8 protein-coding genes are annotated in these 13,265 nt (G+C 48.0%); 4 read left to right on the top strand and 4 right to left on the bottom strand.

What is annotated here, in order from left to right:
• Positions 1-7: 7 nt before the first annotated feature.
• Together QUE66_RS07630 and QUE66_RS07625 are read right to left on the bottom strand one after the other, a co-directional pair.
• Positions 8-829 (bottom strand): carbon-nitrogen hydrolase family protein, encoded by an 822-nt coding sequence (locus tag QUE66_RS07630; RefSeq protein WP_286223450.1) that lies wholly within the window; start codon positions 827-829, stop codon positions 8-10.
• A 26-nt stretch (positions 830-855) separates the two neighbouring features.
• Positions 856-5,007, bottom strand: a complete 4,152-nt coding sequence (locus tag QUE66_RS07625) for a YhdP family protein (protein ID WP_286223449.1) — start codon at positions 5,005-5,007, stop codon at positions 856-858.
• A 57-nt stretch (positions 5,008-5,064) separates the two neighbouring features.
• Between QUE66_RS07625 and glnE the strand changes: the two genes are divergently transcribed.
• Positions 5,065-7,878 carry a bifunctional [glutamate--ammonia ligase]-adenylyl-L-tyrosine phosphorylase/[glutamate--ammonia-ligase] adenylyltransferase gene (gene glnE / locus QUE66_RS07620; RefSeq protein WP_286223448.1) on the top strand — a complete coding sequence of 938 codons (2,814 nt, stop codon included), beginning with the start codon at positions 5,065-5,067 and terminating at the stop codon, positions 7,876-7,878.
• 6 nt (positions 7,879-7,884) lie between these two features.
• On the opposite strand, the gene recN is transcribed toward glnE, so the two are convergent.
• Entirely contained in the window at positions 7,885-9,549 is a 1,665-nt protein-coding gene (gene recN / locus QUE66_RS07615) for a DNA repair protein RecN (protein ID WP_286223447.1), read from the bottom strand.
• A gap of 15 nt (positions 9,550-9,564) precedes the next feature.
• On the bottom strand, positions 9,565-10,470 hold the full coding sequence (locus QUE66_RS07610) for an NAD kinase (protein WP_286224761.1): 906 nt from the start codon (positions 10,468-10,470) through the stop codon (positions 9,565-9,567).
• 34 nt (positions 10,471-10,504) lie between these two features.
• On the opposite strand from QUE66_RS07610, the gene hrcA reads away from it, so the two are divergent.
• The 3 genes from hrcA (at position 10,505) to grpE (ending at position 13,226) form a co-directional block, all read left to right on the top strand.
• Entirely contained in the window at positions 10,505-11,521 is a 1,017-nt protein-coding gene (gene hrcA / locus QUE66_RS07605; RefSeq protein ID WP_286224760.1) for a heat-inducible transcriptional repressor HrcA, read from the top strand.
• Complete coding sequence (hemH, locus tag QUE66_RS07600) at positions 11,521-12,633, top strand: ferrochelatase (RefSeq protein WP_458574873.1); 1,113 nt, start codon at positions 11,521-11,523, stop codon at positions 12,631-12,633. Before hrcA ends, hemH begins: the two co-directional genes overlap by 1 nt.
• Before the next feature lie 65 nt (positions 12,634-12,698).
• Positions 12,699-13,226, top strand: coding sequence for a nucleotide exchange factor GrpE (gene grpE / locus QUE66_RS07595; RefSeq protein ID WP_286223445.1), 528 nt, complete (start codon positions 12,699-12,701; stop codon positions 13,224-13,226).
• The last annotated feature ends 39 nt before the right edge of the window (positions 13,227-13,265 follow it).

Below are 13,265 nucleotides of genomic sequence, written 5' to 3'. Positions count from 1 at the left end.
GGTTCTTTTAAATAAGCTTACGATGGTTTAGGGCGGGCAGCTTAGAGCGCACCTCTTCGAGTGCAGTTGAGTCTAGCTCACCAAGCACGCAGCCTTTGCCAGTGGCGAGTTCAGAAACAATATTGCCCCAGGGGTCGACCAGCATGGATTGACCCCAAGTACGACGTTGATTTTGATGAAGCCCACCTTGGGCAGATGCTAAAAAATAGCACTGGTTTTCAATAGCCCGGGCACGGAGCAAAATCTCCCAATGATCCTTGCCTGTGGTGTGGGTAAATGCAGCTGGAATCACTTGGCAGTCAACTCCAGCCTGCTGTCGATAGAGTTCCGGAAAACGAAGATCGTAGCAAATGCTTAAACCAAACACCCACTCCTTGCCCTCATACAAAATGCGAACCGTTGTAGGTTGGTTGCCCGCCTCAATCGTTTCAGATTCTTGGTAGCGCTCATTAGACGTCTGAAAACCAAATAGATGGATCTTGTCGTAACGGGCAATGCACTGACCATCAGGATTAAATACTAAGCTCGCATTTAGAACCTTTTGGGGATCACTCGCCTCGAGGGGAATGGTTCCTGCAATTAAGAAGACCTGATACTTTTGAGCAAAGCCTTGAAGCGCGTCTTGAATCGGACCACGACCAAAGGTCTCCCGCACTTTGACCTTGTCGGTATCCGCAAGGCCCATTAGGCAAAAATACTCAGGTAGCGCAAGCACTACTGCACCTTGGTCAGACGCGTTTTTGATTAGACGTTCAGCAGTGCTCAGATTGTCTGCCAAATTCGCAGATGAAATCATCTGAATCGCTGCTACTGTTAATTTATTTGCCATACCACTAAATACTAAAGCTTTAGTCGTTAATTGGCAGGCGCTGGGGTGGTGGCTGGCTTTGATGGGCTTGGTGCTGGCGGCATCTTTTGCTCACGCAATAAATTTCGAGAGCGGATGGTCTCAAGCACTTTTGGATCTAAAGGCTGGCCATTTTGGTCCAGCGGGATTACATCAGGTTTATCCCAGCTTCCCTGAACTAGGTAATCGGTCTGAAGTGTGCGGTTTAGTTGACTGCTGATTAAATATTGCCCAATCAGAGCGCTAGCGCCAACAATCGGATTGACTGCGAAGAGCGCAAGAGCGCCTGCTGTTGCATCAATCGTTGGGAAGATGGTGATTCGTAAGTCTTGGGTTTGCTTGGGAATATTCACGAGACCGCTAGTGGCAACGCGAGCTTGATTGAGTTGCATCGTGAAATTTTGTGTTCGGGCGACACCGTTGCGCAAAACAAAATCACCAGAAAGAGTGTTGAAAGCGGTTCCCGAGGTAACTACACTACCAAGGCTACCTTGAATATCAAAGGTTGCAAACTTTAATAAGCTTTGCAAACTAAACACCCCAATAATTTTGGCAAAACCGGAGTCCACTTGAAGTAAGCGACCATTTTCTAGATTGATCTTGACATTGCCAGCCAGGGTTTCAAAGGAGGGATTGTAGGGAGGGCCGCTCCAATCCAATTTGGCGTTGATTGTTCCCTTCCCGCCTTCAACTGCTTTGGGATTGCCCCAATAGGCAACCACGGTTCCCAGATCCTTAACCTGTGATGTCGTATCGATGATGACGCGCTCATTATCGCCTTGGGCATCGCTTGTCCATTCGCCAGTGACCGTTGATGACGAACTTGGATTGTTAATTTTGAGACTTTCAATCGTGATGCGATTTGTACTATTACGTGTCTTGATTGCGATCGCGCCTGGTTTGTATTGATTGAAATTAAAGTCATCAATACTTAGATCCAGTTCAGGAATCGCATTAAGTGATACCTCTTTGTCAGCGGATGCGCTTGAATTTGTCAGATTTTGTAATCTTGGAGGAATATGCAAACGAAGCAATTTGCCTTTGAGAAGATCGGAATTTTTTCTTTCCTGATACTGAATGTCACCCTCAAAATTGGGGGATTTCAAATTCAGCTGCCAAGTATCACCCCCTAATTTGGCGCTTACGGCAAGATTGGGCCAGGAGCGATTCATGGCAATCGCTTGATTGACGCGTGCTGTAAATACTTGAAGGCCATTGACACCATCTGTAGAGCTAGCCATATTGGCAGTCTCGGGTTTGTTATTTACCCCATCGTTCGAAAATAAAAGGCGGTGCCAGGCATCAATATTGAGATCGCTTGCTTGCAAATTGAGACCCAAGCCACGCTCAGGGATGATGGCTGGGGCACCAATTCCAATTCCTTGCGCCACAATCCCATCTGGACCTTGCTTTCCTTGTAGGGTGATTGATTTCCCAATTTGTGCGGACCATTGTGCAATTCGCTTGGGCGCTCCCTCGCTGGCGTTGGACTGATAACGAAAAATCCCGTTTAGTTTGTTACCCTTCTTGATACTGAGGGGTTCAGGAAGGGTGGTGCTTAGAGCATTGAAATCTAAGTCGAGATTGAGATCTGTGGTGTTACTAGTAATACCCAGTTTGCCTTTAAATGCAGCCTTACCATCCAGTGCCTTTAAGAGCTGCTGAGATTGGCGACCTACTTGATTGGCATAGTGACGTTCAAGGCGTTCAAGATCAATTGTTCCATTGAGATCATAAAGATCTTGTTTGGTTTGCGATTGCGCCGTGTTTTGTCGAATATTGATCGTGCCACCAAAGAATTCAGCGCTTACCTGTTCAAAGCGAGGTAGATCTTCGGTAATGCGAATGCTGCCTCGTACTTGATTAAAAGGAGCAAGATCAGACCAAACGACGACATTGTTATCTAAGTTCAGAAAAGCATTTAATTTAACGTCATCTGTATTTTGTAGGGGCAAAAGGAGATCTAGATCAAGTTTTGCTGGGCCTGATAACTTCAGATTCTTTGCTAATTCTGGACGCGTGAGAAGTATTGGTGTTGTTCTGAGATAGTCCATCATGTCATTCATCGGACCGGTGATGTTTCCTTTGAGATTGAGGACAGGCTTTGCGCTAGAAACATTTGGAATTTCTGCATTGACATTTTGAATTTGAAGACCTTGGTAGCGAGCATCTTTGATAGCCACCATCAGCTTGGCTTGCTGCATAGAAACGACACCATTTACTTCCGTGAATTCAGGCCAGCTGCCTTTTGTGGATGGAAACAGGGGGGCTGGTCGAAAAACCGTTTGAGAAATCGGTAGATTTAATGCAAATTCGCCGCTTCCTGGAGCATCATAAGGGGCCAAATTAGGATCCCCCTTCATTCTGAGGCGCCCATTATTAATCTCGCCCCCAATGAATGCCTTTTCAATATAGGCACGCGCGTCCTTTGACATTTCTGCAGGGAGGTAGCGGTAGATTGTTTGTGCCTTTGCTCTAGGAAACTGAATGGTTAGATCTAAAGTATCCGGTGCCTTTTCTTTACCAATTAGGTAATTGCCATCAGCAATTAATGCGATATCCGGATTGTTAACGGAGAGCTGGTTAAAGCCGATTTGCCATTGTTTATTTTTTAATGACCAACTAAGCGCTCCACTTGCACTATCGAACTGCAGACGCGGCTCTGCTAAAAAGTCGGCAATTACTAATCGCAAATTTTGTGAGTTGAGTTTGATGCTGCCTTGGCTTTGATTGGTGGTAATCGTGCCGCTTAAATTAGCAATGCTTGGGATAGTGTCCCGGTAAGCCTTGATGCCCACCTGATTGAGGGTGCCGGTAATATTAAATTTAGGTCCTTGGCCACTTAAGAGGCCACCGATCAGGGGAATATTGGATTTTGGTTCGGCCCATGTGATATCAACATCGATCAGCTCACCACGTGGTTCGGTTTGTTCTAAAACCTGGCGGATTCGATTGGGAATGGGCAGGTTCAATGCAAACAGACTGAGGTTCTCAAGACTAATTTTTGCCGAAGAGAATGCAAACCTCTCAAGCTCGCCATCGCCTTTGGGCGCCTGCCAGCCAAAAGTCATGGGCGCCAGAGATTCCATGGGGGTTCCTGGTTTTTGATTTTTGTTTAACCAGGCAAATTGCTGCACCCCAAGCGAAATGAACTTTCCAGAGGTGAATTGCTTCGCTTCCATTTCCAGGCGTCCAAACTCAAGCGCCTGATTGCTCTTTAATTGTTGAAAGACGGGTTGCTCGATTGCTAGTTTGAACTGTCCACCATCGGGGATGCCTTTATTTAAGGCAATCGACCCTGATGAGTCCAGCACCCCACTGAGTTGTTTAAAAGGGATTTCAAAATCACGACTAAATTGGCCGAGATTGAGTTGCGCGACCTTCCACTGAAAGTCGCCAATCCAATCACGCCAATGACCCGCTTGCCCACCAAGACGGTGAGAAAATTTTCCCGAGAGACTTAGTGTGCCTTGATGCCATGGGCTATAAATAGCGGCATCAAGTTCATGCTGCCGAATTCCATTTCGTAGTTGCATGGACTCGATGCGTAGATCTGCGGCATCTGCTTTGGACTTTGAGAAATCCTTCCAAAGAATATTGATATCAGAAATCTTTAAATCACTCTGTTTAAACAACCAATTTTCGAGATGGAAATCATCGCCGCCATCACCCGCAAGAATGCCAGCCACATACAAACGTTTTTGTGAGTCACGTGTTACTTGAATCACTGCATTGCTGGCATGTAATTTTGTGAAATAGGGTTTGAGGTGATAAAACGATGACCAACTGAGTTCTCCTCGGATGTCAGCGATCTTTAGAGGAGCTGCATCTGCAATCGTCGTCGGATTGCGTTTGGAATCGACCACAAATTCTAGGTCGCGAATATCAAAGACTGGACGGATCCCTTGCCAGTAGACATTGAGTTCATTGATTTTGACCTCAACGCCAATGCGCTGTGATAGTAACTTTTCGACAGCCGGTTTTGAGGTTTCAAGTTGCGGCCAAATGATGAATCGGATCACCAGATGCCCAAGAATCATGAGTCCGACTGCAACGAGAGCCAAAATCACTAGACGGCGCGACCAACGTGACCATGAGGTGGCGTCGGGCCGCATCCTGAGGAGGTCTTTGAGGCGTAACGGATACTTTTTTTCGGTCATTGCTATCCATTATCCGACACCCTCTATTGATTGGGCTAGTAGCGATTAAGATAAGGTATGGTTTCCAATCAAGACGCCCTTTCTTTTCTCGAAAAAAACTCCGTCTATGCAAATCGCTGGCTAAGTGCCCACGCGGATTGGCGCGCTTGGCTAGAGGAGCGCATACATACGCCGGTCGATGCCATCCAAATCGATCAGCTGCTCCTACTAATCAGCCAGGCTCTCGATCGTCAGGAGTTGGATGAGGCAGCACTGATGAGTGAGCTGCGGCTGGTTCGTCAACAGTTGATGCTTTGGATTGGTTGCCGAGACCTTAATGGCCTGGCCCCTTTATTAGAGGTGACCCAGGCGCTCAGCTATTTTGCGGAGCAAGTACTTGGGCTAGTCGTGCGTTATCTTCGTACGGATCTCCAAGAGCGCTTTGGTCTACCTTGGGCTCGGACTGAAGACTACGAACTCCCACTCATAATTGTGGGGATGGGTAAATTGGGTGGTCGCGAACTCAATCTTTCCTCGGATATTGATCTGATCTTCTTATACGAGGAAGAAGGCGAGACCCAACACGGGGCAAGTTCGATTTCAAACCACGAATGGTTTACGAAGCTGGGCCGGCGTCTCATCAAAATGATTTCTGAGCATGATGCCCATGGATTTGTATTCCGGGTGGATATGCGCTTGCGACCTAATGGGGATTCTGGGCCCTTAGTTTGTAGTCTAGAAATGCTCGAGGAGTATTTGTTTGTACAAGGGCGTGAATGGGAGCGTTACGCTTGGATTAAGGGCCGCATGATTTATCCGCCCATATCGCATCCCGATTATGTTCGATGTGAAAAGGGGCTTGAGCAGATTATTCGGCCATTTGTTTATCGTCGCCATCTGGATTACGGTGTGATTGCAGCGATTCGGGAGTTGCATGCACAAATTCAGCGAGAGGCAGATAAGCGGAGTAATCAACGCAGCGGGCGATCGCGTGACATTAAGTTAGGCCGCGGTGGAATCCGTGAAATTGAGTTTCTAGCCCAGATGTTTCAGTTAATGCGGGGTGGCACCGATCCGCGCTTGCGAATTCGTCCAACGCTTGAGGTCTTAGATCAACTGCAAGAGGGTGGACTGATGAGCGCAGTAGAAATTGAAGCGCTCAAATCTGCTTATGTATTTCTGAGACGTTTAGAGCATCGCATCCAGATTTGGGAAGACCAGCAGACACATTATTTGCCTGAGCAGGATGATGCGAGAGCGCAGTTGGCACAAGCCATGGCTGGACCAAATCAAGAAGGGCGTCTCGAGGAGTTTATACAAACACTCACCGAGCATCAAAATCAGGTAGCACGTTATTTTGAAAAGGCCTTTGCCTTAGACGAAAGTAATCGTTTGCAAATTGATGCAAACGACGCAAGCTGGCAACCCAATGCTGATTTATTCCCCAAGGCCAATGAGCGGTGGAGCACCTGGCAGGAAGGCTCCCGTGCCAAATCACTGCCCGAGAAAAGTCGACTCACGATACGAAGTTTATTAAAAAAAGCTGCGAACGATATCGAGGCCGACCATCCAGACGATGCAGATCAAACCCTCTTGCGTTTTTTTGATCTCTTAGAGGCCATTTGTCGTCGTAGCGCTTATCTATCCATTTTGGCTGAGAACTCTAATGCCTTGCAAAAAGTATTGATGCTCCTCAATGCCTCGCAATGGGCTGCTCAATATTTAGCAAGGCATCCTCATTTATTGGACGATCTGTTATCGGCCAATGCGCAATCTGAGTTGATTCATGATCCTGAGAGCTATTGGTGCAAAGTAAAGGCAAATCTTGATCTGCGTTTGGATGACGCCCTTGCGGATGGGGCGAGCCCAGATCATGCCATGGATATCCTGCGGGTAACGCATCACACTGAAACTTTTTTGATTCTCCTAGCTGATCTAGGAATAGGTGCTCCAGAGGGTTTAAGCACTGAGCGGGTGAGTGATCGCTTATCTGCGCTGGCTGATTTGGTATTGCAGGCAACCTATGAGCGCGTTTGGCCATCGGTTGCAGAGAAGTTTGGTCTCAATCCGCAACATCAGCCACCATTTGCAGTGATTGCCTATGGCAAATTGGGTGGCAAAGAGTTGGGCTATGCCTCAGATCTCGATCTCGTGTTTTTATATGACGCATCACCAACCGACTATGCGGCTCAGGAGATTTACTCGGTGCTGGGTAAGCGCATGATTAATTGGTTGACGACTTTAACTGCTGCCGGCACTCTATTTGAAATCGATACTCGCCTGCGTCCCAATGGAGCCGCAGGATTTTTGGTAACTAATCTAGATTCCTTTCGACGCTATCAATTGCGCGAGGGGGATAATGCCGCCTGGGTTTGGGAGCATCAAGCCATTTCTCGGGCGCGGTTTGCTGCGGGCGATCCAAAGGTGGGAGCCCAGTTTGAAGAGATACGCAAGGAAGTTCTCGCCCACGAGCGAAATCATTTTGATCTCAAATATGAAATTATTGAGATGCGCCATAAGGTTCATGCTGGCCATCCAAATTTATCCAATGATTTTGATTTAAAGCATGATCCTGGTGGCATGGTAGATATTGAATTCATCGTTCAGTATTTAGTTTTGGCCTACGCTCGCCAATACCCTGATTTATTGGGTAACTTAGGCAATATTGCACTTTTAGGAATTGCCGCAAATCATCAGTTGATCTCTGAGATGGATGCGCTTGAAATTGGGAATGCCTATCGCATGTTTCGAGCCCAACAGCATCGATTACGTCTGGACGGAGCAGAAAAAATTCGGGTATCTATCCATGAGCACCCTGATTTTGCGAAAGCAAAAGCATGCGTGACGAAACTATGGGACGAAGTCTTTGGTGCTCCCTCACAACCTGTTTAGTTGACTCTAGGTCTGGTTTAGCAGTTCTCTCGCGTGTCGCCGCGTGGTGTCAGTAATGGTTGTGCCACCTAGCATCCGAGCAATTTCTTCAATGCGTTCTTGTCGGCCTAAACTCTTTACATCGGAATGGGTTTTGCCATCCAATGCTTGTTTACTAACTTTGAAATGATGATCGCCTTGGGCGGCCACTTGGGCTAGATGAGTGACACAAAGGATTTGATGGGACCGACCCAGTTGCTTCAAAAGTTCGCCAACCGTTTGAGCCACTGCTCCACCAATGCCAGAATCCACCTCATCAAAGATGAGGGTTGGGGTAAAGCTCGCCTTGCTGGTAATGACGCTAATGGCTAAGCTAATGCGCGCCAACTCTCCCCCCGAAGCAACCTTGGCCAAAGGCTTTGGTGTGCTGCCGCTGTGCGCGGCGATCAGAAATTCAATTTGATCGATTCCATGACGACTGGCTTCGCTTGGACTAACAAGAACTTGCAGCTGACCGCCTGCCATTGCGAGGTGCTGCATTGCATCGCTGACGGCTTGGCTGAGTTCAGCAGCTGCCTGATGACGACGCTTTGATAATTCTTGAGCACGTTTTAGAAATTCAGACTCTTGAGCCTTAAATTGTTGACGCAAAGCCTCGATATCTTGTGCTGCCGTGAACGCTGCGAATTTTTCCTGAGAGCTAATCCAGAGTTCTGGCAATTGCTCGGGATTGACTTTGTATTTGCGGGCCGCAGTATGGAGAATCTGCATCCGGGCTTCGAGCTCTGCGAGGCGATCTGGATCCAAATCCATTTTTTGTCGGTATCGATTTAATCCATGAATCGCCTCGTCAATCTGAATTTGAGCATTACGAAGACTTTCGTTGATCTCATTCAAATTAGGATCATGCTTCACTAAATCATCGATCGTATGCTGTACTCGATGCAGTTGTGATTCAATCGAATGCTCAGAATCGCTCAGACTATCAATCGCAAGCTCAATCCCTTGAATAATCTTGGCGGCATTGGCTAGACGTGCATGTGCAGTTTGGATTTCTCCCCACTCGTGTGCTTGTGGTGCAATTTCATTGAGCTCATCGAGCTGCCACTGAAGACGCTCTTGCTCACGCTGCAAATCAGCGCCAGCTGCTTCGGCTTGCTGTAATTGCTTGGCAGTGGCATTCATGGATTGATATGCTTGCGCCACAATTGCTGCTTGGTCTTGAAGATTGGCGTGTCGATCGAGCAGCTCGCGTTGTGCACCGGTCTTGAGAAGGAGTTGGTGGGCGTGTTGCCCATGAATATCCACCAGACGATCACCCAGTTCGCGTAATTGATTTAATGAGGCCGCGCCACCATTGATGTAGGCTTTGCTACGACCCGAATGATCCATGCTGCGTTTAATCACAATCCGATGGTCGTCTTCAAGCGGGAAGTCCGCTTCACGCAGCCATGCGGCAATTTCCTCCTGTAGGCTCTCTTCGACCTGAAAAATAGCAGCGATCTCGGCGCGTTGGCAGCCCTCGCGGATTTGACTGGTATCGGCACGCTCGCCCAGGGCGAGGGCGAGAGCATCGAGCAAAATCGATTTACCTGCACCAGTCTCACCAGTTAAAACACTAAAACCTGAGCAAAAATCAAGTTCGAGGTGATCCACAATCACAAAATCACGCAATGCCAATGATTGAAGCATGTTGATTTGCCCAGATTAAAACGTGGAAGGATACTCGTTCCAGTGCAATTTTTCTCTTAGGGTCTGGTAGTCACTGTGCCCCAGTGGGTGTAGGAGGGAGATGGATTTGTTCGAGCGCTTTACCTCAACCCGATCACCGATTTGTAATTTGGTTAATGATTGCATATCAAAGTTCACAATCACTTCTCGGCCACCGGCAACTTCGATCGTAATTTGCGATTCTTGGGCCAATACTATGGGTCGATTGGAGAGGGCATGGGGGGCAATTGGCACCAGCACAATCCCTGGCACGCGGGGATGCAAAATTGGACCGCCTGCTGAGAGCGCGTATGCGGTTGAGCCAGTTGGAGTAGACACAATCAGGCCATCGGAGCGCTGGTTGTACATAAAAGAGCCGTTGACATGCACCTTGAGTTCCACCATCCCTGAGAGTCCTGAACGATTCACGACCACATCGTTTAAGGCTAAGCCACGATGAATCTCTTGATTGTTGCGCCATACACTAGCCTCTAGAAGGGATCGTTCATCGATTTCATAATGACCATCAATCATGGGCGGTAGAACCGTTTTGGCGTCTTCAAAGGGGATGTCGGTCATATAACCCAAACGCCCCATATTGATTCCCAAAAGCGGTACCCCCGTCCCAGCGATCTGGCGACCAATGCCGAGCATGGTGCCATCACCCCCCAAAATAACCGCCAAATCAGTGGATTTCTGGAAATCCTGGAGTTGAATAACCTGCAAATTAGCCTCAGGCAAATGGGTCGCCGTGGATGCCTCAATGCTGAGCTCACAGCCATGATTTCTGAGGATTTGGGCTAATTCAAGTAAATGCTGGCCAATACCATCTGCTTGGTGCTTACCCACAAGGGTTACGCGCCTAAACTTCTTCTGCAGGGGTTTGCTTGATGGGCTTAACATATGACGATTAAACCATAGGCATAAAATTACTCCAATCATGGATGATCGTTCAAAAGTTCTGCTCAAAACCTTAATCGAGAGATATATCGAGGAAGGCCAGCCAGTGGGCTCGCGGACCCTTTCACGCTTTTCAGGATTAGATCTCTCTGCGGCGACGATTCGGAACGTCATGGCCGATCTTGAGGATCTTGGTTTGGTGACCAGTCCTCATACTTCAGCAGGACGCATTCCAACCCCGCGTGGTTACCGTTTGTTTGTCGACACGATGTTGACCATTCGACCCCTAGAGGAGGTGGCTTCTAAACAGGCTGAGCAATCACTATATCCCGATGCTCCCCAAAAGGTGATCAGTTCTGCTGCTCAGCTCTTATCGAATCTGACGCATTTTGCTGGCGTGGTCATGACCCCGAAGCGCTCCCAAGTCTTTAAACACATTGAGTTTTTACGCCTTGGCGAAGGCAAGATTTTGTTAATTCTGGTGACTCCCGAGGGGGATGTGCAAAATCGCATCTTGCCAACCAACCAAGATTACAGCCCAGCACAGCTGACAGAGGCGAGTAATTTTATTAATGCGCATTTCTCAGGAAAGAGTTTTTCAGAGGTTCGCAGTCGCTTGCGCGCAGAGTTAGATCATTTGCGGAGTGACATTGCTGGATTAATGGCACTCGCCCTCGAAAATGGTGTGAGTGATACGGGATTAAATCACCCGGATATGGTGATCTCGGGAGAGCGCCACCTGCTCGATGTGGGTGAGTTGAGCTCCAATCTGAGTAAATTACGCAAAATGTTCGATATGCTGGAGCAAAAATCCTTGCTCATGCAATTGTTGGACGTATCCAGTCATGCCGATGGTATCCAGATCTTTATTGGTGGAGAAAGTGAGCTGTTGCCCTATGAGGATTTGGCGGTGATCAGCGCTCCCTATAGCGTGGATGGGCAAGTGGTGGGAACACTCGGCGTGATCGGGCCTACTCGAATGGCGTATGATCGCGTGATTCCGATTGTGGATATCACCTCGAAGCTACTGAGCGGCGCCTTGAGCTCTCCTTGATGATTGGATCACTGTTGAAAACAAACCCTCATTTAAGAACCTCGCGAACCGGCATTTTATTGATTAATCTGGGCACCCCAGAGGCGCCCACGCGCGCGGCGGTGAAAATCTACTTAAAGCAATTTTTGTCGGATCCTCGGGTCGTTGAAATTCCGCGCATCATCTGGTGGTTCATTTTGCATGGCATTATTTTGCCGATTCGCAGCGGCGCCTCAGCGAAGAAATATGCTTCGATCTGGTTAAAAGAGGGCTCTCCTTTGCTAGTCTATTCGCAAGCACAGGCTCAAGGTTTGCGGGATCGCTTTGCGGGCGAGGATTCCAATGTGATCGTGGACCTGGCGATGCGGTACGGCAAACCATCTATTTCCGAAGTCCTCAAACGTTTTCAAGAAGCAAATGTTGAGCGTTTATTGGTATTGCCTTTGTACCCTCAATATTCAGCGACCACGAGCGCCTCAAGTTTTGATGAAGTGTTCTCGGTCCTTAAAACATGGCGCAATCAACCCGAACTTCGAATTGTGAAGCACTATCATGATCATGGCGCTTACATTGAGTCTCTCCGTCAACAGATTGAAGCCTACTGGGCGCAACATGGCCGACCCGATTTTTCAATGGGCGCCAAACTTATCATGTCGTTTCATGGCTTGCCCAAACGAAATTTGATGCAAGGCGATCCCTATCATTGCGAATGTTTGAAATCAGGCCGCTTGTTAGGAGAGGCACTGGGTTTGGAGCCGGCCAATTATCACGTCACCTTCCAGTCTCGCTTTGGTCGTGCGGAATGGTTAAAGCCTTACACTGCCTTGACGATTGAGGAGCTTGGGAAGGCAGGCTGCCCGCAAATGGATATCGTTTGTCCTGGTTTCCCAGCAGACTGTCTAGAGACCTTGGAAGAAATTGCTATGGAGGGTCAGGAGATTTTTCATGAGCATGGTGGCAAAGAGTATCGTTATATCCCATGCTTGAATGACGATACTAATTTTATTTCAGCTTTGCACGCAATTGCTTTAGAGCATATGCATGGTTGGTCAACAGAGCTTGAGTCCCCTGCAGTTTTGGAGCTTCGCAATCAGCGTGCCCAGGCAGCAGAGGTCGCGATTAAAGCTGGATAAGCAGTCCCCTTGAAATGGGTGATCACTGACCCCATATAAAATGTAGAAAACAAGGTGGAACGACTATGAGTGATCAAAAATCTGAGCAGCAAGCAGCTGATAACACAACATCCGAAGTGAATGAACAGCCTCCCCTGAGTATCGAGGAGGAGCTAGCAGAGCTCAAGACAAAGCTTGCTGAAATGCAAGATAACTTCTTACGTGCCAAGGCTGAAGGTGAAAATATTCGTCGTCGCGCTGCCGAAGATATTGCAAAGGCCCACAAATTCGCCATTGAAAATTTTGCGGAGCACTTGATTCCAGTGAGCGATAGCTTATATGCCGCTTTAGCCACTGAGGCTGGCGATGCAAAAGCGTTTAAGGAAGGCCTCGAGATCACCCTAAAGCAACTCATTGCTGCCTTCGAAAAAGGCCGTTTGGTTGAGATTAACCCTGAGCCTGGGGCTAAATTTGATCCCCACCAGCATCAGGCAATCTCCATGGTCCCATCGGATCAAGAGCCCAACACGGTGGTCTCAGTCTTGCAAAGGGGCTTTTTGATCGCCGATCGGGTTTTAAGACCCGCTCTAGTGACTGTTAGCCAAGCAAAATAAGTTTGGGCCAATTATTTCAAGGACTTAGACCCCTTGAAA

The sequence above is a fragment of the Polynucleobacter sp. HIN6 genome (assembly GCF_030297575.1).
GTDB lineage: Bacteria > Pseudomonadota > Gammaproteobacteria > Burkholderiales > Burkholderiaceae > Polynucleobacter.
This window is presented reverse-complemented; position numbering and strand designations above follow the sequence as displayed.